General features: G+C 62.6%; 20 protein-coding genes. 3 read left to right on the top strand and 17 right to left on the bottom strand.

Annotated features, from left to right (window positions below; all coding sequences use genetic code 11):
* Positions 1-44: 44 nt before the first annotated feature.
* The 7 genes from BraRD5C2_RS13860 to asnB (BraRD5C2_RS13830) all read right to left on the bottom strand — a co-directional run bounded on the left by BraRD5C2_RS13860 (position 45) and on the right by asnB (BraRD5C2_RS13830) (position 7,089).
* On the bottom strand, positions 45-1,040 hold the full coding sequence (locus BraRD5C2_RS13860; protein WP_223969163.1) for an NAD-dependent epimerase/dehydratase family protein: 996 nt from the start codon (positions 1,038-1,040) through the stop codon (positions 45-47).
* A 5-nt stretch (positions 1,041-1,045) separates the two neighbouring features.
* The gene (locus BraRD5C2_RS13855; protein ID WP_223969162.1) at positions 1,046-1,639 is read right to left on the bottom strand and encodes an acyltransferase; all 594 of its coding nucleotides are present in this window, start codon (positions 1,637-1,639) and stop codon (positions 1,046-1,048) included.
* Entirely contained in the window at positions 1,636-2,574 is a 939-nt protein-coding gene (locus tag BraRD5C2_RS13850) for a Gfo/Idh/MocA family oxidoreductase (protein ID WP_223969161.1), read from the bottom strand. The genes BraRD5C2_RS13855 and BraRD5C2_RS13850 overlap by 4 nt, the downstream gene beginning before the upstream one ends.
* A 116-nt stretch (positions 2,575-2,690) precedes the next feature.
* On the bottom strand, positions 2,691-3,206 hold the full coding sequence (nusG, locus tag BraRD5C2_RS13845) for a transcription termination/antitermination protein NusG (protein WP_223969160.1): 516 nt from the start codon (positions 3,204-3,206) through the stop codon (positions 2,691-2,693).
* Positions 3,206-3,844, bottom strand: a complete 639-nt coding sequence (locus BraRD5C2_RS13840; RefSeq protein WP_223969159.1) for a winged helix-turn-helix transcriptional regulator — start codon at positions 3,842-3,844, stop codon at positions 3,206-3,208. The genes nusG and BraRD5C2_RS13840 overlap by 1 nt, the downstream gene beginning before the upstream one ends.
* 136 nt (positions 3,845-3,980) lie before the next feature.
* Entirely contained in the window at positions 3,981-5,198 is a 1,218-nt protein-coding gene (locus tag BraRD5C2_RS13835) for a glycosyltransferase family 4 protein (protein WP_223969158.1), read from the bottom strand.
* A 76-nt stretch (positions 5,199-5,274) separates the two neighbouring features.
* A complete protein-coding gene (gene asnB, locus BraRD5C2_RS13830; protein ID WP_223969157.1) occupies positions 5,275-7,089 on the bottom strand; it encodes an asparagine synthase (glutamine-hydrolyzing) in 1,815 nt (604 codons plus the stop codon).
* 287 nt (positions 7,090-7,376) lie between these two features.
* Here asnB (BraRD5C2_RS13830) and BraRD5C2_RS13825 point away from each other — a divergent pair, with 287 nt between their 5' ends.
* Both BraRD5C2_RS13825 and BraRD5C2_RS13820 read left to right on the top strand, forming a co-directional pair.
* Positions 7,377-8,666, top strand: coding sequence for a glycosyltransferase family protein (locus tag BraRD5C2_RS13825; protein WP_223969156.1), 1,290 nt, complete (start codon positions 7,377-7,379; stop codon positions 8,664-8,666).
* A gap of 58 nt (positions 8,667-8,724) precedes the next feature.
* Positions 8,725-9,870, top strand: a complete 1,146-nt coding sequence (locus tag BraRD5C2_RS13820) for a glycosyltransferase (protein WP_223969155.1) — start codon at positions 8,725-8,727, stop codon at positions 9,868-9,870.
* Between the two features lie 57 nt (positions 9,871-9,927).
* On the opposite strand, the gene BraRD5C2_RS13815 is transcribed toward BraRD5C2_RS13820, so the two are convergent.
* From BraRD5C2_RS13815 to BraRD5C2_RS13775, 9 genes are all read right to left on the bottom strand, one after another.
* A complete protein-coding gene (locus BraRD5C2_RS13815) occupies positions 9,928-11,511 on the bottom strand; it encodes a hypothetical protein (protein ID WP_223969154.1) in 1,584 nt (527 codons plus the stop codon).
* Between the two features lie 485 nt (positions 11,512-11,996).
* Entirely contained in the window at positions 11,997-13,163 is a 1,167-nt protein-coding gene (locus tag BraRD5C2_RS13810; protein ID WP_223969153.1) for a glycosyltransferase family 4 protein, read from the bottom strand.
* Positions 13,160-14,092 carry an NAD-dependent epimerase/dehydratase family protein gene (locus BraRD5C2_RS13805; protein WP_223969152.1) on the bottom strand — a complete coding sequence of 311 codons (933 nt, stop codon included), beginning with the start codon at positions 14,090-14,092 and terminating at the stop codon, positions 13,160-13,162. The genes BraRD5C2_RS13810 and BraRD5C2_RS13805 overlap by 4 nt, the downstream gene beginning before the upstream one ends.
* Positions 14,093-14,095: 3 nt before the next feature.
* Entirely contained in the window at positions 14,096-14,947 is an 852-nt protein-coding gene (locus tag BraRD5C2_RS13800) for a class I SAM-dependent methyltransferase (protein ID WP_223969151.1), read from the bottom strand.
* Complete coding sequence (locus tag BraRD5C2_RS13795; RefSeq protein ID WP_223969150.1) at positions 14,937-15,524, bottom strand: acyltransferase; 588 nt, start codon at positions 15,522-15,524, stop codon at positions 14,937-14,939. Before BraRD5C2_RS13795 ends, BraRD5C2_RS13800 begins: the two co-directional genes overlap by 11 nt.
* Positions 15,503-16,342 carry a methyltransferase domain-containing protein gene (locus BraRD5C2_RS13790; RefSeq protein ID WP_223969149.1) on the bottom strand — a complete coding sequence of 280 codons (840 nt, stop codon included), beginning with the start codon at positions 16,340-16,342 and terminating at the stop codon, positions 15,503-15,505. The genes BraRD5C2_RS13795 and BraRD5C2_RS13790 overlap by 22 nt, the downstream gene beginning before the upstream one ends.
* 148 nt (positions 16,343-16,490) lie before the next feature.
* Positions 16,491-17,588 carry a glycosyltransferase family protein gene (locus BraRD5C2_RS13785; protein WP_223969148.1) on the bottom strand — a complete coding sequence of 366 codons (1,098 nt, stop codon included), beginning with the start codon at positions 17,586-17,588 and terminating at the stop codon, positions 16,491-16,493.
* A gap of 3 nt (positions 17,589-17,591) precedes the next feature.
* Positions 17,592-19,430, bottom strand: coding sequence for an asparagine synthase (glutamine-hydrolyzing) (asnB, locus tag BraRD5C2_RS13780; protein ID WP_223969147.1), 1,839 nt, complete (start codon positions 19,428-19,430; stop codon positions 17,592-17,594).
* Between the two features lie 2 nt (positions 19,431-19,432).
* A complete protein-coding gene (locus BraRD5C2_RS13775; RefSeq protein ID WP_223969145.1) occupies positions 19,433-20,986 on the bottom strand; it encodes a lipopolysaccharide biosynthesis protein in 1,554 nt (517 codons plus the stop codon).
* Positions 20,987-21,292: 306 nt separating this feature from the next.
* On the opposite strand from BraRD5C2_RS13775, the gene BraRD5C2_RS13770 reads away from it, so the two are divergent.
* Positions 21,293-22,486 (top strand): CaiB/BaiF CoA transferase family protein, encoded by a 1,194-nt coding sequence (locus BraRD5C2_RS13770; protein ID WP_223969144.1) that lies wholly within the window; start codon positions 21,293-21,295, stop codon positions 22,484-22,486.
* Positions 22,487-22,555: 69 nt separating this feature from the next.
* Here BraRD5C2_RS13770 and BraRD5C2_RS13765 read toward each other — a convergent pair whose 3' ends face one another.
* Entirely contained in the window at positions 22,556-24,067 is a 1,512-nt protein-coding gene (locus BraRD5C2_RS13765) for a tripartite tricarboxylate transporter permease (protein ID WP_092115556.1), read from the bottom strand.
* Between the last annotated feature and the right edge of the window lie 18 nt (positions 24,068-24,085).

Genomic DNA, 24,085 nt, shown 5'->3' with positions numbered 1-24,085 from the left:
CGATCTATTCCATGATGTCGGATGCGAGCTCAGATCCGAGCCTTTCAGATCTGGGCCTTGGCACGACGCTGATCGACCTGATCGATATGGCTTCTGCGCCAGTCGATCAGCCGCCGCAGCCCTTCGTCCAGGTCGATCGCGGCGGTGAAGCCGATCTCTTCCTGCGCCCGCTTCGGCGATCCGATCCGGTTGCGCACCAGCGTGGCCTGGCTCCGCGGCGCATAGTTGATGGGCTGATTGGAGCCGGTGAGGTTCAGGAGCTTTTCGGCGATCTGCTTCAGCGAGGTCCGGTGTCCGGTGCCGACGTTGTAGAAGCGATCCGTCGCACTCGCGCCCATGGCGCACAGATTGGCGCGCGCGCAATCTTCCACCGCAACGAAATCGAACGCCTCCGAGCCATCGCCCAGGATCGTCGGTCCCTCGCCCTTGTCGATCGCGTCGAGCATCTTCATGATCACGGCGATATACGCACCCCGGTAATCCTGACGCGGTCCGTACACGTTCATGTACCGCAGGCCGACATAGTCGAGGCCGTAGCGGAAGTGGTAGGCACGGGCCATGGCCTCGCCACAGATCTTGGTCGCGCCATAGAAGTTCTTGTTGTTGAACGGATGGTCTTCTGTCATCGGCTCCTCGACGGCATCGCCATAGACGGAGGCCGACGACGACCAGACCAGCCGCTTGACACCGTTGCGCACGCATCCGTCCAGGACGTTGAACATTCCGTTGACGTTGACGTCAAAAGCCGTCCGCGGGAATTCGTGACACTGCAGCAGCCAGAGCGCAGCGAACTGGAACACCCCGTCGGCGCCCTTCAGGGCCGCATCGAGGATGTCGACCTGCGTGATATCGCCGCCGGCCTCGAAGATCTTGACACGAGGGTCGCGCAGCGCGCCGGCAAGGTTCTCATGCGTGCCACGCACGAAATTGTCGTAAATGACGACCTCGCCGACGTCAGTCTGCGTCAGCTGATCGACCGCATGCGACCCGATCAGCCCGGCGCCCCCGATAACGACAACCTTCTTTCCGCGAATGTCCATTGTCTTCAACCCTCGATTTCAACCAGCGCTTCATTGTGAAGCTCATAACGACGGTGAGTGCGTGGGCAGACCAGATCGCTGCCCAGCCGCTCGCCTGCTCTGCTCATCCAACCAATTCGGCGGGCCGGATTGCCCGCCATCAACGAAAATGCAGCGACGTTCTTCGTGACGACGGCACCGGCTCCGATGAAGCAGTACTCGCCCAGCGAATGTCCGCAGACGATGGTCGCATTGGCGCCGATGCTGGCGCCGCGTCCGATCGGCGTCTTGCGAAACTCGTCCTTCCGCGACACGCCGGCGCGCGGATTGTTCACGTTCGTGAAGACGCAGCTCGGGCCGCAGAACACGTCATCGTCAAGTTCGACGCCATCATAGATCGAGACGTTGTTCTGGATCTTGCAGCCGTTTCCGATCTTGACGTTCGGACCGATCATCACGTTCTGACCGATCGAGCAATCCTCGCCGATCACCGTGCGCGACAGAATATGGCAGAAGTGCCAGATCTTGGTGCCGCGCCCGAGCACCGCCCCATCGTCAACGTAGCTCGATTGGTGGATCAGGACGCCGGGAAAGCGCGGGTCCTCGCGCATCTCGCTCATTTGTGCATCGCCTTCTGGGCAAAGGCGTGAACGCCGTTGCTTCTAACGATCGGCGCATGGCGGAACGTGGAGACGATATCGATCGAGGGGCGGACTTCGTCCAGCCTGAAGCCGCGCCCGGCGACGATCTCCTCATAGCTCCGCGTATGGAGATCAGTGAACCCTTCCGAGAATTCGACCTCCTCGCCGTCGACCGTGATCGAGCGATAGGTCGTCTTCTTGCCCTTCACGCTGTCGGGCAGATCGTTGCGGTCCAGCGACAGAAACCAACTCACATCCGCGCGCTCGCACTCCAGGGAGCCGGCCGCCCTCTCCTCCTCGCGCAGGTGCGCCTCGTTGCGGCTGGCGGGGCCGAACACGAAGCTCAGCATGTCGAAGAAGTGCACCCCGATATTGGTCGCAACACCACCCGACTTGGCGTCTGCTCCCTTCCAGGAGGTGTGATACCAGCGCCCGCGCGAGGTGATGTAGGTCAGCTCGACCTTGTGGCGCTTGTTCGAGTTCGCGAAGCGATCGCGCAGCGCGATGATCGCCGGATGCAGCCGCAATTGCAGAATGGTCGAGATGCGGCGGCCGGTGTCCTGCTCGATGGCGGCCAGTTCGTCGATGTCGCCGGGATTGAGGACCAGCGGCTTTTCGCAGATGGCATCCACGCCCGAGCGCAGCGCAAACCGGCAATGCGCGTCGTGCAGATAGTTCGGCGAGCAGATCGACATGTAGTCGATCTTGCGGCCGCCTCGGCGCAACTGATCGACGTAGCGATCGAACAGCTCGAACTGGGTGAAGAACTCGGCATCCGGAAAGTGGCTGTCCATGATGCCCACGGAATCGTTGGGATCGTACGCCACCGCGAGATTGCCGCCGGTCTCGGCCATCGCCCGCATGTGCCGCGGCGCGATGTAGCCGGCAGCGCCGATCAATGCGTAAGTCGTCATGGGCCCCTCTCTCAAACGTTTCTGCCTGCTTCAGGCAAGCTACCGCACTCGGGGTGAATCGAACATCACACCCAAGCCAAACATGTCCATTCACGCCTGCCCGAGGGCAGACGCATTTACGCCGCGGCGATCAGGTCCGTCCCGACAAGAACACGAACCTTGCGGCCCAACAGATTCAACAGAACCGCAACGCGATGCTGATCGCTGGCGTCTTCAACGAGCGCAAGACTGTCGACGAACGCACCTTCGACAATTCGCACTTTATCCCCGGGCGAGAACGCCGGCCGGCGCGCAAGCGTGATGAAGCCGGCTTCGTCCTCGCGCCCTTTCAAGGCATCGATGACGCGGTCTTCCACCACGGCCGGCCGGTCTCCCACGCACACGAGATGCGACACGCCGAGCGTCGATTGAATGGCACGCCAGCGCTGCGACGCGAGGTCGATCCCGACAAAGAGATAGCGCGGAAACAGCGGACGCGACACAGTCTCCACCTTCCGGGCGTGGCTGCGGCGCTTCAGGTAACGGGGGAAATAGATCGAAAATCCCTGCCGCTCGAGGTTGGCGGCCGCCTTTGCTTCGGCATTGACTTGCGTCTGGACGACGTACCAGCGTGAACTGTGCTCCCTGGCCATCACGCCCCCAGCGACTGCTTTGGACGCAGGCCCAGCAGGTCCGGCGCGAGGACTTTCTCCGCCCCGAAATTGCTGACCGCCTGCTCGAATACACTGCGCGCCGCCGTCAGATGCGTCACGACGACCGCATCGAACGGCTCGTCTACCAACGCGTAGGAGGAAACGACCTTGACGCCAATGAACCGGGTCGCGGTTGCATCGGGATCGACGATCGCAATGACGGAAATTGGCCCGTCGACCGCGCACAGGATCGCGATTTCGCAGAGGTCGGATTGTCCGGCGAGCACAACCCGCCTGAAGCCGAGCGCCTGAGCGCGCTCAAACAGCCTGCCATATTCTTCCTTCGCCTTGCGAAAGAGCGAAAACGAGTCCGTCAGGAATTGAACGGTCAGTCGCGATTTCTCGGAGAAGCCCTGCGGCGTGAGGTAATAGGCATAGCGCCGTGCCGGCGCTTGCCCGACCTTGACGAAGCCCTTCTTGATCGCCCGCTTCAGGTAGGCGTTGACCAGGCCGAGCGCGACGCCGAGATCGGCTGCGATCCGCCGCTGCGACTGCGCACCATCGGCTTCAAGCGAGGTGAGCAGACCGAGCACCAGCCGGTCGCTGTCATTCTCATCTGTCGGTAGAATGCCCGCCATCACGCCTATCCCCACTGGAGAGGCTGATAGCGCGTTCACCGTATGAACGTCAAGCGAATTCGTTCACGCGATGAACATGTTAAATTATTGATATCAAAGGAATTTACCTAGGACCCACGTGTCGTCACAGCCACACTTAGGCCGGATTCCCGGCCTCTGCCAGGTACCGCGCGGCCAGCGACGAATAGCTGTACCGCTGCGCGATGGCGACGCGTTCGGCCTGCGAACGCGCCGGACCGTCCAGCGCCGCGCGCAGCGACGCGCCGAGTGCGGTGGGGTCGTCCGGCGCGCATCGCGCCGTCACCAGATCGTCGAGCCCGGCGAGTGCCCGCTCCTCGCAGGCAATGACGCTGCGCGGCGCGAACAGGCAGTAGTCGAACAGCTTGTTGGGGCTGATGCCGTGGTGATAGAGCGCGTTCTTGTGGAAGGCGACGACCGCGCAATCGGACGCGTGCAGCATGCCATGCACGATCGACCGATCGACTTCGTCGCGAAACTCCACATTGGCAAGCCCCGCCGCCCGCTGCTTCAGTGCGGCGAGCGAGGTGCCTGAACCGATCAGAACGAAATTGATCTCGGGGCTTGTGCTGCCGAGGACCGCCGCGGCGTCGAGAACGACCTCCACTGCGTTTGGCGGTCCCATGCCGCCGGCATAGAGGACAACCCGCCTGCCCTGCTGCTTCAGCTGATTGATGCGCTCTATCAGCGGATGACCGAGAGTTTCGATCGTCAGCGCGCTCTGGATCTCGTCATCGGACACCCCGTTGGGGATCCAGATGAACTTGCCGGCGCTCAAGCCACGCGCCCGCATATGCGCTTCCGCACCGGCCAAAAGACAGATCACGCGATCCGCGGCGCGATAAGCGGACCGCTCCTTCCAGCCGAGCAACCTCACGAGGGGGTGCCAAGTCGGGGTCATGCCAAGCGCCACGATGCTTTCCGGCCAGAGGTCACGAACCTCGAGCCAGAACCTGGCACCGAAGCGCCGCGCGATCTGGCGCGCCGCCGAAATGAAGAACAGATGCGGGCTGGACGCGATCATCAGATCCGGCTCGCCGAATTGCGCGGCGATCGCGGATGTCGCCGAACGAAAGGCCGGCGCAAAGCTCAGGTTGTTGCGAAGCCGCCCCAAATTGCCGCCATCATAACGCGGGGTATCGAGGAACCAGAAGTCGACACCGCTGATCCGCTGCGGCCCCGGAGCGCGCGGCTCCCTGTGCAGGTGATGGAAACCGGCACTGACCACCACCACCCGATGCCCCATCTTTCCCCAGGCATCTGCGAGCCAGAACGGACGCCAGTGACGGCCGAGGCCCGGCCCGCCCGCAAACGGATGCAACAGCCAGATGTTCATCGGTCCGCCCGCAAAGCAGTGGCCGACAAGCCGGCGCTCGCCGACGGCGACGATGACGTGCAGGAATCGTCAAGCCTCATGGCGCTTCGACCCGAAAGCGCTCACCCCAGAGCGCAACGCAATAAAGCCGCCAGCGCATTCCAAGATCGAGCCGGTGAAATCTCCTCGTCAGCTTCGGCATGTCGACATAGCGGGCCAGGAGCTCGCTTGCGATCACCTTGTCATACATCGCGCTCGAGTGTCGCGTGAGCCAGATCCGGTCCGGGGCAGCAAAACCGATCTTGTCCTTCCGCCAGGTGATGCTGGCCGGCAGCAGATCGCTCATCGCTGCGCGAAGCGGCCATTTTGCCCATCCCTTGTTCAGCTTGATGCGCGTGGGAAGCGCCAACGCGAACTCGACGAAGCGATAGTCGAGGAACGGAAGTCGCGTTTCGATGCCGAACCGCATCGAGTTCTTGTCCTCGAAACGCAGCAGCATCGGCAAATTGGTCTCGGTAATCTCCAGCACCTGCATGCCCTGCGCATCCCTCGTCTTCGACGCAAAGCGGCGAAGCGGCTCTGGCAAGTCGGGATTTTTGAGGAAAGTGTAACGCAAGCGGTAATAGGCCGCGCGCAGCCCTGCCGAACCGGCACCGAACAGATACATCAGCAACCGCCGGCGCGAAATGCCCGCCCGTGTGGCGGCGCCGAAGGCGGACAGAAATCCGCGGACGCCACCGCTGCGAAGATGGTCGAGCAGCCAGGCTGCATAGTAGCGATGGTACCCCAGCAACGTTTCGTCACCGCCCTGACCGTCGAGCAGCACGATGACGCCGTTCGATCGCGCAGCCTGCATCACCGCATACTGCATCATGATCGAAGGACCTGCGAACGGCTCCTCCTGGACGTCGAGCAAGGTCTCCGCCGTCGATGCAAAGTCCTGATAGGACGGCTTGGTGCGCAGCCAGTTCAGCTCCGCCCGTTCTGCAACCTCCGCCGCATAGGCCTCCTCATTGTTGGATGCCTGCTCGCTCACGGCCGTGATGGCAAAGAAGCGCTCGCTCGAGCCCGGCGCATAGCGCCGCGCAGCCAGCGTCGCGACACTCGAACTGTCCAACCCACCCGACAGGCAGGTTCCGACACGAACATCCGAACGCAGCCGCAGCCGCGTCGCGTCGTCGAGCAGCTCTCGCAACGATTTCGCTGCGCTGCCTTCATCAGACACGGCCAACCCGGGCGCAAGAGAATAGTAGCGCTCGATTTCAATCCGCCCCGTCGACACATCGACGCGCATCCGATGCCCGGGCGGCAACTTCTCGACGCCCTTGAAGAAGGTCCGGCTGGTATGGTCGGTCATGCCGCAAACGAGGAAATCGTTGATCAGATCGTCATCCGCGATCGGGCGCTCGATCAGCGGAAGAAGCTGGCGGATCTCGGAGCCGAAGGCGAACTGCCTCGCCGTATTGACGTAGTAGAACGGCTTCACGCCAAACCTGTCGCGGGCGCAGAACAGCGTGTTGTCGCGCTCGTCGTGGATCGCAAACGACCACATGCCGTTGAAGCGTTCGAGGCACGCTGCACCCCAGCAAACATAGGCTGTGAGCAGGACCTCGGTATCAGAAGCCGTATGAAAGGTGTATCCGAGAGCCTCGAGCTCCGTGCGAAGCTCGACATAATTGTAGATCTCGCCGTTGTAGGTGATCCAGATCGGGAGCCGTCTGTCGCGCATCGGCTGTGCGCCGTCATCGGTCAGGTCGATGATGGCTAGTCGCCGGTGTCCCAGCCCGACGTTCCCGTTGACCCTCACCCCACGCCCATCCGGACCACGGTGGGCAACGAGATCGGTCATCTGGTCCACTTGGCGGGCATCGACGGGCCCGGTCTTATCTATGAGGCCAAATATGCCGCACACGAAATGCCTATCCAGATTGATTCGATGGCGGAGCCCGGTATAACCGCCGCGTCAGAATATGCGTGCATTTGGAACAAACCGCCGCTGTCTTAGCCCGATCATCTACTGAGCGTCAACGTTCCCGGACCGATCGAAGCTGCTTTCATACGCCGGTGAAACCTGAGATAGCGAAGGCTGGCCGCCAACTCTGCGTTCCCTCTCGGGGACCGCATCGCATGGCCGCTTCGGACCAAACCTGTGCTAGAAGCTGCTGGCTGATGTTGAGTTGGCATCCATCGGATCCCTGAGTGAACAAGATCGAATCCATCGGACCAGCGTCCCTGACGGAAGCGCCGCTTCCCGCCGACGACGTTGCATCTCCCCGACCCGCCCAATCTGCCGTCGCGGGTTTCGTCACGCGCATGCTTGTTCGCGCGGCCCGGCGCGCCACCGAGAAGCGCCTTGCGAAGGGAAAGGTGCGTACGTTGTGGGCCGCCACCCCGATCCTCACCTTGCCGCTGCTCGCACGCTGCGATCGAATGTTGGGATTTCGCTCCTCGTCGCTGGTGTTCAACACGTACTATGTGACGAGATCATTCGACATCAATCTCATCCTGTTCGAGGGCTTCCTTCGACTGCTGCGCAGCCGAAGAGGTCTCGGCCTGTTTCGCCGCGTGGTCCTGACGTGGGCCCTGCTGCGCTACGACATCTTCAACTACTTCTATGACCGCGGCCTGATGCTGAGCGACGGACGCTATGGCATCAACCCAGAGGAGCTCGACCTCCTGTTCCAGTCGGGAAAGCGACTGTATACCTACGCCTACGGCGCCGACGTCCGGGCACGGGAAGCAACGCTCGCACTCGGCCATCCGAACCTGTGCGAAGAATGCCCGTTCCCCGGCAAGTTCTGCGTCTGCACGACAGAGATGCACGCCTCATCGATCAACCGCCTCAAGGGCCGTGCGACCGCGCAGATCGCAATGGGGGATATGGTGACGTATGTGCCCGGCTGCCGGGACATGCACTACTGGCCGATTGACGCAAGCAAGCTCGCCGCGAAGCCGCCGGTCTACAAGGCCGGCGACGTGCTGAAAGTGGCGCATGCGCCGAACCACGGGCATTTCAAGGGAACCAGGCTCTTGATCGAGGCGATTGATCGGCTGGTGAAGGAGGGAGAGAAGATCGAGCTGGTCTCCGTGCAGGGCGTTCCCAACAAGAAGGTCATCGAGCTTTTCGGCGCCTCGCACCTTGTTGCGGATCAATTCGTCGCAGGCTTTCACGGCTATACGGCCCTTGAGGCGATGGCCATGGCCAAGCCCGTGCTGTGCTTTCTGCGCAATGACCGAATGATGATCGATCCGGCAACCTGCCCGATCATCAACACGCGTCCCGACGAAATCTATGATGTGCTGAAGCGATGCTTGAGGGGTGAACTCGACCTGAACGATATCGGCCAGGCGGGGCGCCGCTATGTGGAAGCACATTACAGCTTGCAAGCGGTCGCAGCGAGGCTCGGGAAGCTCTATTGTGAAACCGCTGATCTGCCCGAGGATCTCAGGGCAAGCCTGACGAGGCATGTCAGCGAGTTCGAGAGATGATCATGCCTCATAGCCCTGTGCGGCCTTCGCGCCCGTCAGCGGATCTGAATACGCGCACATGAGAATCCTGCACGGACCAGTCAATGTCGGAAACCAGCCCTGGGTGCTGTCCCGCGCCGAGCGGCAGCTCGGAGCATCCAGCGACGTGGTCGTTCGAAACGACACATGGCTCGGATACTCGGCAGACCGGATGCTGTCGGCAAAGGATGCCGGGTTTCTCGAGACGGCCATTCGCAGCGCGGCGTTCGGTCTGAAGAACCAGTGGCACTACGATGTTCTTCACTACTATTTCGGCCAGACCTTTCTGTCGCCGGGCTTCCCCCTCTCCGCGCCGGGCTCGGTGCTCTCCCGGCCATCGCTGATCACGGACATCATCAACAGACTCGCTGCCGCAGACCTGCACGCCGCCCGCCTGCTCGACAAGAAGCTGTTCATGACCCTGCAAGGTTGTGATGTCCGGCTGGCGAGCGAGGGAAACAGGCGAAACGAATGGACGATGTGCGGCCCGCAACACTGCGAGCTGTATCAACGATGCACGGACGCTCTCGACCATCGACGGCACTTTCTGATCGAAACGGTTCTGCCGCTGTTCGATCGGGTCTTCTATCTGAATCCGGAACTCGGACACGTCGTACCGAACGGCCAGTTTCTCCCATATTCAAACGTCGAGATCGAGAAGTTCGAAATTGTGCCGCCTTCCGAACAAGGCCGGCCAAAGATCGTTCATGCCCCGACTGCCGGCCGGATCAAGGGTACACCGATGATCCTGGATGCCCTCGAACGGTTGCGGTCGCGGTACGACTTCGACGTCATCCTCGTCGAGAAGACGAGTCACGAGCAGGCGCTGGAGATTTATCGGTCGGCAGACCTCGCAATCGACCAGGTTCTGGCAGGATGGTACGGAGGTTTTGCCGTTGAAATGATGGCGATGGGAAAGCCGGCCGCGTGTTACATCAGAGAAGAAGATATGATGTTCGTTCCGGATGCCATAAGGCGCGAGTTGCCCGTCTACCGGCTGAACCCGGGAGACCTTGCAGAAAGCATTGCCGCGGTTCTTGATCGACGGTCTGAATGGTTCACGCGTGGCCAGGCATCGCGACGCTATGTCGAACGGTGGCATAATCCGAAGCTGATTGCCAAGGCGATGCTGGGCGCCTATGAAAGCCCCGACAGCAAGTTTGAATTGATGCCGAGCGCCGACTGAGACCAACGGCTCAGCCTACGGCTGCGGCTAGCGACCGGCAGGATCAGCCGCCGGCGGTCAATTGCCCGAAGCCAGGTCCCGCGGCGCCTGCGTCAGCTTCCATGCCGCCCAATATTTGAGGATCGGAACAGCAGGCTCGGTCAAACGTCCGGGAGCGGTTGCCTGTTGCTCTGGCTCCAACAGATTGGCTTCCGCAGAAAGCTCATCGATTGAATATCGCCTTGACGGGCACAGGACCTCAGCCGCTATCGCCCAGCAATCCCACTCGCCGATCGTCACCGCTCCGAGCTCTCCGGTCTTTCGATTGTAGAGCAGCGCCCTTGGTGAGGAGTTGGCCACGATCACAAGCCAGGTTGAGTTGCTGGCGATGCTCGTGACGTAAAACGGCGAGTCACCGTCGAATAACTCCTGCCGTTGAGGCATCAGGAGCAGCTTTCCATCATCCGTGTACAAAGCTCCGTAGCCGGCGCGGACGTTCTTGTCGAACATTCTGTAGCTTGGACGATCAAACTGCGCCGCCCCGTGCAGCATGTTCGACGCGTTTCGCAACCCAAGCGGAAAGTCTATGTATCCCCACTGCGCTGCGCCGAACTCGTACGAGGTCGTGCTGTCGCGACCGATGCTGACGAACCTGTCTTGATAGGTCGAAAGAACGTACATTCCCTGACGATCGCGGTAGGCGCAGAACGGAGACGAGAAATTCGTATAAGAGGGTCCATTGGCGCCGAATTTTCCGATGACCTTAAGAGCTTTGGTCATCGTAAAAACGATGCCGGACACCGCGTCCGATCCAACCAACTGTCCGGTACTTTCATCCACGTTGAGGCAGGTCGCAAAAAGAATCGGATCGGAACCGAGCTTTGAAGTTCTGGCTATCTCCTGTCCACTTTCGACGGCGAATTTCACAATGGTGGCCTGGCCAGAGCCGAATACGTAATCACCGATAATGGCCACGCCATGAGAACCAATGACCTCCTGCTTCCACCGAAATGTCCATTGGTCATCAATCCTTTCGAACAAGGACAGCGCATTGCCTTCATAGTCGGCGATCGCCATGAAGCGTCCGCCCTTGGAGACCGCAATGCCCTCTGCGCCGTGGATGGCGGACTCGTTCACGATCCGCTCCGTCAGATGGAGCTTGGGTCCCGCTGCGTCGCGCACGAGTTGCGCAACGACAACGTCCTTTCCTGAATAGTTGGCGATGAACACCCGATCGTAAAACGCGGAATAAAACACCGCTGTCGGATTCCAAACGGGCAACTCGACATCGATCTGAACCGGCACGGCGGTGCGACGATCTTGGTCGAAGAGAAAGATATCCAGATAATTGGCAATCAGGAACTCATGAGCTCCAATCCTTGCCGCCGAGACCGGCCCCATCGGTCCTTCATCATGCCGATCCAGCGCGACCGAAATCGAGGAGCCTCGGATATCGAGAATCTTCCGCTCGCGACCCGACATTGACGCCAAGCGCGCGCCGACTTGACGTTCGCTCTCCTCCAAGCGAGTCATCCGCTCGGCAGTCGAATGAATAGCGTCTGCGAGTTCGGTCCGCGGGCTCCACTTATATTGCGCCAGGGGAATCAGGAAGACTGCGCAAACCGACACCAGAAGCAACGCATAAAGTACCTTCAGTTTCATATGCTCTCGTGTTTTGTTTTTCGACTATCCGCCCACGCGGTTATCGTGGCGATATCCCGACATCCTCTCGTAAGAATACAGCTCTGCGCCGGCAACGTGCGCAAGAGCGAGAAGCATCGCGCTCAAAATGATACCGTGATGGACGGCAGCCGCCTTGTGAAATGTTTTGAAACGGACAAGCAATCTCGAGAGCGCGACTGCTCACGGTTCTCTCAAGCGAAGCGCGGAAAATCGGCCGATCGAGCGCGATGGCAACGCGCCAATATTTCTATGGAGACACCTGCGAGATTCGCGCGCGCCGGGCTTCCACGTCTGACCCATCGCGGCATATTGTCGCGAGCTTACAACGTCGGTCACTGCTGCGGAGCGGCGGCTCACTTGCAGACGGCATCAAGGAATCAGAATGCGGGTCGTGTACCGCCCGTCGCGGCCCAGCTGTTCTCGGCCAATCGCGACCCAGGTTCTGCTTCTACTTTGCCGCCAGCTCATCCGTTCTTATGAACGGCCTGCTGCATAGTGGCGGAAAAGCTAGCCGCAAACGCGCGGACATTGTCGTCCTGATGCGGAACGACATTTCGTATTACCGGATCGCTCTTGGGCTCCGCGAGTTGCATCAAGTGATCCGCTAATGCGACCGGATCATCGACGCCAAAATAGCGCGCAGCGCCAGCGGTCTGCTCCCGGTGCACGTCGATGTCGGAGAGGATCATCGGAACGCCGAACGACTTCGCCTCCTCCACCGTCGTGCTCCAGCCCTCGAAGCGCGACGGGTTGAGCAGGGCTGTGGAAGCCCGCAGCAGCGCGTAAACATGCGGCAACGGGATCACGCCGAGGTGACGAAAATGCGTATCGAGGCCGCGCCTCCGGATCTCGGAGTTGACCAGATCATAGTAGCCCGGCTCACGCCTATCTTCCGTGCTGCCGGATGCACAAACAACGACGTCGACCCCACGACGCTTCAGGATCGCCAAGGCGTCGACGACAAGCTGATGGTTCTTGTGGCGATAGAACTGATTGGGCAGATAGAAGTAGTTCGCCGGCAGATTGTGCGCCGCGATGACCTCTGATGGGTCGGTGTTCAGGAACGCGGCCGGCGGCTGGGTCGCGAAGCGAACGACGCTGACCCGGTTGCTGGCGTGTGGGTAGTAAGCCCTGAAATCGCGAAAGGCGCTCTCGCTGCTCAGCATGATGGTCCGCCCGGACGCGATCTGAACGCGAAAGCCAATCTCGCGACGCCAGCGTGCCGTCCGCGGGAACAGCTGAGGCAGCGAATGGTGCTGCAGATCCGGAATCCACGCCACTGCAGGGAGCGCCAGCCGCCAGCCGAAGAAACGCGCGGATTCAACAACAGCATCTACCTGCGCGGAGCGAAACGCTGCCGCGGCTCCGCGGTCCAGACCAAGCGCGAGTGCCGCAGCGAGACCTGGCTGCCCGTCGAACACCTCCGACCGGACGATCTCGACGCCCGATATCGCACCAAGCTCGGCGATTTCGTTCTCGTCGGCCCGTGTCCCGGCAAAGACGACCGGGGCGAACTCGCCGGGCAAAAATTGAGCAAGCGCCGCGAACAGATTGCGCTGATAGTTGAACCCGCCGGCCCAAATCCGTCGCGAAATGTGATTGAACGCGAACCGCAATGGGCGGGACGTCACGAAGCCTGCCCCTTGAACCAGGCTACGTAATCGGCGAGGCCCTGATCGAGCGGAATGCGCCAATCGAAGCCGATCTGGCGCAGCATCGCATCATCGGCCAACAGGCTCATGGGATCACCGGGGCGGATTACACCCGAGTGCCGCGCAACCGTCTTGCTACCCCACTGACCGATGAGACCGGCGGCGATGTCGGCAACGCTGGTCCCCCGGCCCGAACCGCCATTGATGACCCGGAAGGCCTGCTGTGACGACGGCGCTTCCGCGACGCTTGCAAGCAGCCTCGCGACATCGCGAACGTCGGTCCAGTCCCGTATCTCGTTGCCGGTCCCACCGAGCGTGAGTACCTGTTCCCTGGCGTTGAGCCGCGAGCAGATGTCCCAGAGCAATTGTTTGCGCAGGTTGGGCCCATAGACCGAGAACAGCCGCACCACCGTGCAACGCAAGGCGAACGACCGCGCGTAACTCGCGCACAATTGCTCCATCATCAGCTTATGCTGCCCATACGGCGACATCGGAGTTGCGATCGCGCTTTCGGCGATCGGGCCGAAGTGATCGGCGCCATAGACGGCCGCGCTCGACGCCGCGATCACCGCACAATCCGGCGCGGATCCGCGCAGCCATTCGAGCAGCCGCGCGGTGCTCGCGACAGTCCGCGAAAAATCCTCGAACGGCCGTTCGATCGAGACGCCAACGGACGATCCGCCAGCCAGATGAAAGACACGCGCCGGCAGCCCGTGCGCAGCCGCTAGCGCGTTGAGATTGGCCGCATCGATCTCGCCGTTGATCCAGCTCTGCAAACCGAGCCGCCGGGCTTCCGTTCCGTCAAGCGCCCCGTGTCCGACACCATGCACCGCATGACCCGCTCCCGCCAACGCATGCACGAGATGGCGGCCGATGAACCCGTTCGCGCCTGTAACCCAGACGATCATCGCTCAAGCCTTGTGACAGACAAAGGAGTAGAGCCGGCCCGGTCGATTGTCGAAACGCTCGGCCATCGACAGCAGCGAGCCAAACAGCCGGGGTGAGGCAAGCGCAGTTCTCCATAGCGGAGCAACCGGAATCTTTTGCGACAACCTGGTCACGATCGCGGCTTTCAGGGTCTCCGACGTATAGGGAAACAGGTTGATCGGGCTTTGCAGCGGAGCCAGCGTGTCGACCGTGGAGAACCCCGCCTTGGTCAGCGCGCCGGTGTAGCGATCGAGCAGGAAGGCATGTTCGCCGCCGTAAAGGTGATGCAGCGGATGCTGCGCCAGGAACTGCGGAAGGTCCGCTTCCTTGCTGATGACATGCTCGCGCGCCGCGATCAGCATGCCACCGGGCCGCAGCACGCGAAACATCTCCCGGCACGCCCCCTCGAGATCGCGCGTATGGTGCAGCACCGCGCGGGCGAAGACCAGATCGAACGTCGCATCGGCGAACGGCAGCCGCTCGGAGAACTCCTCAATCACCTGGATCGGCAATTGCGTCTGTTGCGCCAGGCCGCGGATCGCTGCCCCTCCCACGATCGCGCTCGGGTCCGGTTCGAGCGCAGTGACGGCAAAGCCGGTTCGGGCGAGCGCGTAGCTCGCAATGCCGCGACCGGCGCCAACGTCGAGCGCGGTACCTGACCGGCCGGCGAGCAGCGTGGCAACCGCTTGCCACTCGGAGCTCTGGAAATAGCGCTCGGCAGCGCCAACCAGCGGATCGTCGTAGAACGCGTCGAGCACGAGCTGGCGCTGCTCCGGCTGATTGCGCAGCCAGACCACCGCATCCTCCCAGGTGGTAAACTGGCGCTCACCGTTCATCGGGGCCAAGCTCCCTCACCAGCACGGCCGGATTGCCCGCTACGATCGTAAACGGCGCGACATCCTTCGTCACGACCGCGCCGGCCGCGACGATGGCGCCCTGCCCAACCGTCACACCGCGCAAGACCATCGCACCCGCGCCGACCCAGGCGTCATCGCAGATCGTCACCGGGCTCTCGTCAAGCGAGATATCGCTCGGATGGCCGCGCGTAAAAATCTGCTGGACCTGCCGGTGCCGCTCGGTCGGGCGCAGCGGATGCGTGAGATTGTCGAAGACATTCGCCGAATGCGAGATCAGAACGCGGTTGCCGATCTCGATCGAGGCTGCCGACCAGATCCGGGTTCCCTCGCCGACATAGCACCATTCGCCGATCTTGATTTCCCCGCCATGCGCGAAGGTCAGGAGCTCGCCCAGGATGCGGCTGTTGTGGCCGACGACGATCTTGTCGGAATCGCCGCGGATGTTTCTGATCCTGGCCGAACGCCCGAGCGCCGCGTCGACCTGCAAGCGGCACGTCGCGCGACCGAGCAGACGCTGGATCAAATAATCGAGATTCATGCCGTCAACTGCAGGCATGCGACGGCGCGCGATGACGCCGCAAGGTCGTTGCCCTGCCCCTTGCCGGTGTGGATGTCGAAAACGGTGGCATCGGCGAGCGCCTCGGCGCTCTGGCGCGACCAGCCTTGTCGCGAATAGCCGAAATAGTCGACATGGTGAGACGTCGCACCGAACGCCTCGATGATCCGCTCGATCATCGCAAGATCGAACACCTGATACCAACCGAGATTCTCGCGCTTGCCGAACGGCACCGAAATCAGGCAGGTGCCACCGGGCTTGAGAATGCGCTTGAATTCCTGCACCGCCGGAACAAAGCCGTCTCGATCGGTCTCGGCGTCGCGCGGATCGCCCGTGTAAAGCATCTGATTATCGAGGCCGATGTGCTCGATCGTCGAGATGCTGGCGACGGTGTCGAAAACCTGATCGCCGAACATTGTTTTTCGGAGATCGCCGAACACGTAGGAGTAGCCGTCATGCCAATAGCACCGCCGCTCGGGTGCCAGCGTCATGATGGTGAGATCCGCGCCGCGCAGCGGCGGACGCTGCAGCAGGAAGTCGTGGTTGAAGGTCGATCCAGCGTCCAGCATCTTGCCGACGTTGTTCAATCGGCCATAGACCCAGGGATATTCCACCACGCGCTCGTCCATGGCGACGCCGTAGCTCGGCGGAAGCTCCTTCCCTGCCTGAAGCAAGCCCGCGTCGATGGCCGCAGTAATCGTGTCGCGCTTGACCGTCTGATAGCCCGGCCCGAACGGCCGCGGCCGCAACCTGAACAGCGGTGCCGCAAGCCCGTCGGCCACCCATTTCAGTTGATGGATCAAGTCACTTGCAGACATCATCTCGGCCCGATCGCCCGCCCACCGGCCGGCACTGTGCTCCGTCTAGAGCCTTTTTCGTTCCGATGGAATCGGAACGGGACCCCAGATTCTCGTTTCGGCGTATTTTCTTTACGCGAAACGGCATCCAGTTCGCTCGAAAAGCCCTCTAGCACGGCTCAATCCGCGCCACGAGATCGCTAAACTGGGCCCATTGCGAGGCCTTGCTGTAGGTCTGCTGCACGCGGCTTCGACCGGACGCGGCGATCCCGGCCCATTGCGGCCAATCCCGCAGGCTACTCGAAATCGCCTCGGCGGCCCTCTCAGGCGCGTCGTAGGTGCGCATGGTCACACCCTCCTCCATCGCCTCCGGATAGTTGCCGGAATCCGACACGAGCAGCGACCCGCAGCCCATCGCCTCGAAGCAGCGCATGTTGCCGCGGTCGTTGCCGGCCATGTCGATTGCGCCGTTGAGCACGATCTTGGCGGATCCAAACAACTCGTAGAGGTCCCTGCCGAACAGCGGCAGCCGCGCTATTCGCGCGATGACGTCGGGCCTGCGGTGCTTTTGCAGCGGCAGCAACCGACCGACCGCGCTCTCGGCAAGCCGTGTCAGGCGCGACGCATCGAGACAGAACACGATCTTGCGTTCGGCAGCCAGAGCCGCGACCTGTTCGAGCGTTCTGCCGCGCGCGCTGTGATGCCGCGAGTATCCACCGACAAACGCCACGTCGATCGGCCGTTCGCCGTAACCGTACTGCTCCATGACAGGATCGATCGCGGGGAAGAACAGCTCCGCCCGGCAGCCTTTGCTGCGCCAGGCCTCGAGGATCGAGGGAAAGTTTCCAAGCACCGCGCCGTAGGCGGTCAAGTCGGCATTTCCGGAGGGCGCCGCGCGCCAGCACAACGTCTTCTTCACACAGCCCGGAAGCTTGGCGATGAACGCACTCGGATAACGCACCGGATCGAGATTGTAGAACACGTCGGTCCTGTGATGCTCGATCTGCGCAAGCAGAATAGCTTCGAGCGTCGGCGTCCCCTTCATACCCTGCTCACGCGCCCACTGGCGCTGCAGCACGTCGTCGTCGCCATTGGTGAAGAAGGCTTCAGGCGCACCGTCGAGCACAGGCTCGAGAAAATGTGCCGCGCCGAAGCGATCGTGCAGGAACACGTCGCGGCGTGCCGCGAAGCTCGACGCTTTTGCCGCAAGCTGGTTCAGCCGCGGCAGATAAGACGGATAGAGACCGCTATTCTGGAACAGACGCATTGGTTATACGGACCTTGCCAACATCCATTTCATGTTCAGGTATGGCCAGATCCGGCCGACGGATTCCCAATCCCAGCTCTGCGATGCCGTCAAGTGGCCGACCGTCTTTCGAAGCGGCGCTTCGTCGACGAACTCGGCAAACGCCGGAACATTGCGATTGAGCAACTCATTGGTCCAGCCCGCCAATGGCCCGTTCAGCCATTCCGGCATCGGCGAGTTGAAGCCGACCTTGCGGCGCGCGGTGCGGATGCTTTCGGGCATCAGGTTCGCCATCGCCTGACGCGCGACCACCTTGGTCATGCCATCGGCCGATTTGCTGGTTTCGGGCAGCGCCATCGTGTAGGTCACCAGCCGCCAGTCCATGAACGGCATGCGCACCTCGATCCCGTGCGCCATCGAGAGCCGGTCGAAATTGCGCAGAATGGTGGGCAGCGTGGTCGAGTGGAACATGCGATAGAGACGCCGGTTCAGCGCGCCCCACGTGTTCGGCAACTCGTCATCCTCGGCGACCAGCGGCAGCGCCGCAGGCATCGCGGTCAGGCCTCCCCGCAGGAAATAGTGCCCCTGCCGCCTGATCATCTGCGCCCGCAGGAAATCTATGCCGCGCTGCGCCAGTTGCGATCGTGACGTGAGCGCGGCGGCGGCGTTGCGGATCCGGAATGCGGTCGACTGCCCCTCCTGCAAATAGGCACCCATCAATTCGTCCGCTCCGTGGCCGTCAAGCGACACGGTGACGTTCTGGCGCCGGAGTTCGCGATAGATCAGCCAGGGCGCGCTCGGCAGCCCGATATAGACATCGTCGTTGTCGTCAAGGATCCGATCAAGGTCAGTGAGCGCATCGGAGCGCCCGATCTCGAGAAACCTCGGCGCCACATCGGCCCACGCGGCCGCTTCCTCCGCCATCGGCCGCTCGTCGTTGCTGGCGCCGGGAAAGGTGGCGACAAAGGCGTGCCGCCAGGCAGTCGAGTCGCGCGGTCCCATGCCGGCCTTCTCATGGGTCGCCATCGCGCAGATCACCGCAGACGAATCGAAGCCGCCGGACAGGCAGGTCCCGATCGGAACGTCGCTGCGCATGCGGAGCGCGACGGAATCCTGAAACAGGTCGCGAAAGCGCTCGATGCGTTCGGCCTCGGTGTCCGGGATATCAGGCAGATGATCCACGGTCCGCCACCAGCGGCGCACTTGCACCCGCCCCTGGCGCAACCACATGCAGTGCCCGCCCTGCAGGCGACGCAGTTGCGCAAACAGGGTCCGCTCGCTGCCTTCGATGCCGAACGGGTCCAGCAACAGCCGCCGCGCCACGTCGACATCGAGCGACGTCTCGACCAGCCCGCTCCGCGCCAGCGCCCGCTGCTCGGACGCGAACACGAACCGCTCGGGCGACAACGCGTACAGCAGCGGCTTGATGCCGAACCGATCGCGCGCGAGGAACAGATCATCCGTGACGGTGTCGTAGATCGCCAGCGCCCACATGCCGTTGAAGCGCAGCAGCATGTCCTCGCCCCACGCCTGCCAGGCGGCAAGGATCACCTCGGTGTCGGACTGACTGCGAAAGACCGCGCCCTTCGCCTCGAGCTCGCGGCGCAGTTCGAGGAAGTTGTAGATCTCGCCGTTGTAGACGATCACATGGCGGCCATCGCCTGATGCCATCGGCTGATAGCCGCCCTCGCCGGGATCGATGATGGCGAGCCGGCGATGGCCGAAGGCGACGTTTCGCTTCGCATTGAACCAGGTGCCCTCGCCGAACGGCCCGCGATGCGCGATCAGGCTGGTGAGCCGCGAGATGTCGGCTGGGTCCACGGGACCGCCGCGCAGATTGACGATGCCTGCGATACCACACATGTCTAGGCGGCCTTGAAGGGCAAGAAGCGGGCGATGATGATGCGGAGATCGCGCCAGCAGACGGAGCGATAGGGACCAAGTTGCGACACGGCGACGGCTGCGACAAATATCGCCGCCGCCGACACGCCGTAGAGCGACACCACATACCACCATGACGGCGCGTGGTCGAACGACACATGGCCAAGCTGTGCGCGGAGCGCCAGCGCAACGGCGATGCCCGTGCCGAGCGGGATCAGGACGAAATGCAGCATCCGTGACCACATCGCCGAGAGCCTGAAGGTTCGCCGCAGCAGCAGCACCGTGACGACCATCTGGGCAACCATCCCGACGCAGGAACTCCAGCCGGCCGCCTGCCAGCCGAAATACGGCAACGCAATGGCGCTGGTCGCCAGCGTGAAGATGCCGGTGACGAGCGAGATCAACGCGTTGAAACTGGAGCGTCCCTGCGACAACAGATAGAACGCGAACACGTTGGCGCTCGACCCCAATATCCCGCTGATCGCAAGCACCACCAGCACGAGCTGCGCCTCGGCGGCGACCTCGGCGCCGGTCCATCGATACAGCAGCGCGCCTGCGACCGGGATCAGGCCGCCAAGCGCACTCGCGGCAAGCACGTTGAGAATCCAGGACGAGCGCAGCAACAGGTCGACCTTGCGGTCGTCATCTTCCTTCTGCAGCGTGCTGAAGAACGGGAACAAGATCTCGCCGATCTTCAGCACACCGATATAGACCGCCTCCTCCAGCCGCTGCGCGACGCTGTAGAAGCCGACGAATTGCGGCTGCAGCAGCGCGCCGAGCAAATAGCGGTCCGCCTGCCCCGCGAACAGCGCGCCGCTTTGCGCCGCGACTTGCCAGCCGCCAAGCTTCACGAGTGCGCGCAACGCGCTGCGATCGAGTGCGGGCCGTGCCAGCCAGTCGTGGATGGCATGCCGCGACCAGGCGAAGGCCATCAGGAGATTCGTCGCGAAGCCCAGGGCCTGACAGCCGATGAAGGTCGAGGCGCGCGGCGCGTGTGGGATCAGCAGCAGCATCGACATCGTCGTCACCACCGTGCCGGCGATGCTGATCGACGCGATCCGCCGGTAATCCTGGCGCGCCGTGAACAGCGAGAGGAAGACCGCGAACAGGCACTGGAACAGCCAGCCGGTACCGGCCAATGCAAAGGCAAGCCCGAGGTCGTCAGACGCTGGACCACCCAGGTGAAATCCCAATCGCGCCAGCGGCGGTCCGGCAAGGATGAGCAATGCTGCGATCAGGCACCCCACGGCGATGGCGAGCGCAAGCGCTGTCGCGAAGAAACGCCGTGCCTCGCCGCGATCGGACGGTTCCAACCGTTGCGCGAGCTCGCGCGCCGTCGAGAGGCCAAGCGCGTTGCTGAACATCAGGGCAGGCGCAACGCAGGCTGTCACCAGGCCCGCAACACCGAAGGCAGCAAGGCCGAGCCGGAAAATCACGAATGGAAGAATCGCGAGATTGAGCAAAACCGCGACCGCGAACGCCGTCGCGTTCCATGCCGAGTTACCGAGCAGATGGGATGGACCCTTCTTCACCGCCATGCCCGCTTTCGGTCCATCGCCTCGATACGCCTCAAGTGCCTCTTCCATAAGGGCAAAACCCATTCGGCATGGCGACGGGCTAGCAGCCGGCGAAGTGATTGTCGAGGGTTGGCGGGTGGCGGGGCCTGTAAGCAGGTGTGGGGAAACCTGAACGACGGCCAAAGCGACGAGCCGATCTCCACGGAACCATGCCTGTTTGTTTCCAGCCCCGTTTGTTGCCCGGGTAACAGTTGGAAAGGTCAGCCAAATTGTCTATGGCAGATAGGCAGTAGCCCCAGAGCGGCCCGCCAAACAAGAGGTGTCTCAATGCCCTTTCCCCGCGCATCCCAAGCCCTGTCCCGTTTCACCGTGCTGGATTTGACCCGGGTCCGGTCGGGGCCGACCTGCGTGCGCCAGCTCGCCGACTGGGGTGCCAACGTCATCAAGATCGATGCGCTGCTGGAGGACGGCGGCGGCGAGCAGCCGGGCGGCCCGCGCGGCGGGTCGGATTTCCAAAACCTGCATCGCAACAAGCGGGCCATGACGCTGAACCTGAAAGACCCCAAGGGGCTCGAAGTGTTCAAGCGGCTGGCCGAGCAGGCCGACGTTATCGTCGAGAACTTTCGGCCTGATGTGAAGGCCAAGCTCGGCATCGACTACGAGAGCGTGCGCAAGATCAATCCGCGGATCGTCTATGGCAGCATCTCCGGCTTCGGCCAGGACGGGCCCTATCACAAGCGGCCGGGCTTCGATCAGATCGCGCAGGGCATGGGCGGCCTGATGTCGGTGACCGGCGCGCCCGGCGAGGGACCGATGCGGGTCGGCATTCCCGTAGCCGACCTGACCGCGGGCCTGTTCTGCGCGATCGGCATCCTCACCGCGCTGCTGGAACGCGACGTCTCCGGCGAGGGCCAGTGGGTGCAGACCTCGCTGCTGCAGGCGCAGATCTTCATGCTGGATTTCCAGGCGGCGCGCTGGCTGATGGAAAAGGAAGTCGCTAAGCAGGCCGGCAACAATCATCCGACCTCGATTCCGACCGGCGTGTTCAAGACCACCGACGGCTATATCAACATCGCCACGACAGGCGGGCGGATCTGGGAGCGCTGCGCGCAGGCGATCGGCGCGCCCGACCTGGTCACCGACCCCGACTATGCGACCGCACCGGCGCGCTCGAAGAACCGCGACGCGCTGAACGCACGAATCAACGCGCTGACGGAAAAGAAATCCACCGAGACCTGGGTGGCCGAGCTGAACGCCGCCGGCGTGCCGTGCGGGCCGATCTATTCGATCGACCAGATGTTCGAGGATGCCCAGGTCAAGCATCTCGGCATGGCGCAGCACGTGCCGAATGACGAGAACCGGCAGATCCAGCTGGTCAGCCAGCCCGTGACGCTGTCGCGGACGCCGAGCAAGATGGCGGCGCGCCCGCCGGAATTCGGCGAGCAGACCGAGGAAGTCCTGGCCGAATTCGGCTTCGGCCAGGACGAGATCGCCGAGCTGCGCCAGCGCAAGGTGGTCTAGATATTCTAGTCTTGACGCGTTTTCTTCACGCGAACCGGTATCCACTTCGCTTGAAAACGCTATAAGGCCTCACGCCTTCGCCGGCCGCACCAGACGCGCGACGCCGGCAAAGGCCCGATCGATCACCGGCCAGAACAGCAGCACGATCGCAAGCGTCGTGATGGTGCCGACCAGGCCATTCGACCAGAACACCTTCATGTCGCCGCCGGAACCGATCATCGAGAGCCGGAACGCGTCCTCGGCGCGGCTGCCCAGCACCAAGGCGAGCGTGAACGGCGCAAGCGGAATCCCGATCTTCTTGAAGACGTAGCCGACCACACCGAAGCCCAGCATCAGCCAGATATCGAACATCGCATTCTGGATCGCATAGGCGCCGATCGCGCAGGACACCACGATCATGGGCGCGACGGCCGCGAACGGCACGCGCAGGATCGAGGCGAAGATCGGCACAGTGGTCAGCACCAGCACCAGGCCGACGACGTTGCCGAGATACATCGAGGCGATCAGGCCCCAGACGAAATCCTTGTGCTCGACGAACAGCAGCGGGCCCGGATTGAGGCCCCATACCATCAGGCCGCCAAGCAGGATCGCCGCAGTCCCCGAGCCGGGAATGCCGAGCGCGAGCATCGGCAACAAGGCCGCGGTGCCTGAGGCATGCGCCGCGGTCTCCGGCGCGAACACGCCCTCGATGCGACCCTTGCCGAAGCTTTCCTGATCCTTGGCGAAGCGCTTGGCGAGGTTGTAGCCCATGAACGAGGCCGCGATCGCGCCGCCCGGCGTGATCCCGAGCCAGCAGCCGATCACGGACGAACGCAGCAGCGTCACCCAGTATTTCGGCAGGTCCTTCCACACCGAGAGCACGACGCGCAGGCTGATACTGGCGGCGTGTCCGCGCAGCGCCAGGCGCTCCTCCATCGTGAGCAGGATCTCGCTGATGCCGAACAGGCCGATGACAGCGACGAGGAAGTTGATGCCGCGCAGCAGCTCGGCGGAGCCGAACGTCATGCGCAGCTGCCCGGACACCGTATCCATGCCGACGCCGGCGAGCAGCAGCCCGAGCGACATCGAGATCACCGTCTTGTGCTTGGCCTCGCGGCCGAGGCCGACGAAGGAGCAGAAGGTCAGGAGATAGACGGCGAAGAACTCCGGCGGACCGAATTTCAGCGCGAACGACGAAATCATCGGCGCCAGGAAGGTGATCAGCAGCACCGCGACCAGCGAGCCGATGAACGAGGAGGTGAACGCCGCGGTCAGCGCTTCGGCCGCCCTGCCCTGCTGCGCCATCGGATAGCCGTCGAACGTGGTCGCAACCGACCAGGCCTCACCCGGGATGTTGAACAGGATCGAGGTGATGGCGCCGCCGAACAGCGCGCCCCAATAGATGCACGACAGCATCACGATGGCGGATGTCGGATCCATCGTGAAGGTCAAAGGCAGCAGGATCGCAACACCGTTGGGGCCGCCAAGCCCGGGCAGCACGCCGACGAAGATGCCGAGCACGAGGCCGACCATCATCAACAGCAGCGTCTTCCACGTCAGGAGGACGGCAAAGCCGTGCAGCAGGAGACCGAACGCTTCCATGTCTCGAGTTCCTGTCGA

It is taken from the genome of Bradyrhizobium sp. RD5-C2, from assembly GCF_019972155.1.
In the GTDB taxonomy this organism is placed as follows: Bacteria; Pseudomonadota; Alphaproteobacteria; order Rhizobiales; family Xanthobacteraceae; genus Bradyrhizobium.
The sequence above is the reverse complement of the archived record's forward strand: the minus strand, read 5'-3'. Positions and strand labels throughout refer to the sequence as shown.

What these genes read in the sequence shown, in the direction of transcription:
- BraRD5C2_RS13800 (WP_223969151.1), bottom strand. Translation starts at nt 14,947, where the DNA reads ATGAACGGTGAGCGCCAGTTTACCACCTGGGAGGATGCGGTGGTCTGG.
- BraRD5C2_RS13790 (WP_223969149.1), bottom strand. Translation starts at nt 16,342, where the DNA reads ATGTCTGCAAGTGACTTGATCCATCAACTGAAATGGGTGGCCGACGGG.
- BraRD5C2_RS13770 (WP_223969144.1), top strand. Translation starts at nt 21,293, where the DNA reads ATGCCCTTTCCCCGCGCATCCCAAGCCCTGTCCCGTTTCACCGTGCTG.
- asnB (WP_223969147.1), bottom strand. Translation starts at nt 19,430, where the DNA reads ATGTGTGGTATCGCAGGCATCGTCAATCTGCGCGGCGGTCCCGTGGAC.
- BraRD5C2_RS13785 (WP_223969148.1), bottom strand. Translation starts at nt 17,588, where the DNA reads ATGCGTCTGTTCCAGAATAGCGGTCTCTATCCGTCTTATCTGCCGCGG.
- BraRD5C2_RS13860 (WP_223969163.1), bottom strand. Translation starts at nt 1,040, where the DNA reads ATGGACATTCGCGGAAAGAAGGTTGTCGTTATCGGGGGCGCCGGGCTG.
- BraRD5C2_RS13815 (WP_223969154.1), bottom strand. Translation starts at nt 11,511, where the DNA reads ATGAAACTGAAGGTACTTTATGCGTTGCTTCTGGTGTCGGTTTGCGCA.
- BraRD5C2_RS13850 (WP_223969161.1), bottom strand. Translation starts at nt 2,574, where the DNA reads ATGACGACTTACGCATTGATCGGCGCTGCCGGCTACATCGCGCCGCGG.
- BraRD5C2_RS13775 (WP_223969145.1), bottom strand. Translation starts at nt 20,986, where the DNA reads ATGGCGGTGAAGAAGGGTCCATCCCATCTGCTCGGTAACTCGGCATGG.
- BraRD5C2_RS13835 (WP_223969158.1), bottom strand. Translation starts at nt 5,198, where the DNA reads ATGAACATCTGGCTGTTGCATCCGTTTGCGGGCGGGCCGGGCCTCGGC.
- BraRD5C2_RS13805 (WP_223969152.1), bottom strand. Translation starts at nt 14,092, where the DNA reads ATGATCGTCTGGGTTACAGGCGCGAACGGGTTCATCGGCCGCCATCTC.
- BraRD5C2_RS13820 (WP_223969155.1), top strand. Translation starts at nt 8,725, where the DNA reads ATGAGAATCCTGCACGGACCAGTCAATGTCGGAAACCAGCCCTGGGTG.
- BraRD5C2_RS13795 (WP_223969150.1), bottom strand. Translation starts at nt 15,524, where the DNA reads ATGCCTGCAGTTGACGGCATGAATCTCGATTATTTGATCCAGCGTCTG.
- nusG (WP_223969160.1), bottom strand. Translation starts at nt 3,206, where the DNA reads ATGGCCAGGGAGCACAGTTCACGCTGGTACGTCGTCCAGACGCAAGTC.
- BraRD5C2_RS13765 (WP_092115556.1), bottom strand. Translation starts at nt 24,067, where the DNA reads ATGGAAGCGTTCGGTCTCCTGCTGCACGGCTTTGCCGTCCTCCTGACG.
- BraRD5C2_RS13855 (WP_223969162.1), bottom strand. Translation starts at nt 1,639, where the DNA reads ATGAGCGAGATGCGCGAGGACCCGCGCTTTCCCGGCGTCCTGATCCAC.
- BraRD5C2_RS13840 (WP_223969159.1), bottom strand. Translation starts at nt 3,844, where the DNA reads ATGGCGGGCATTCTACCGACAGATGAGAATGACAGCGACCGGCTGGTG.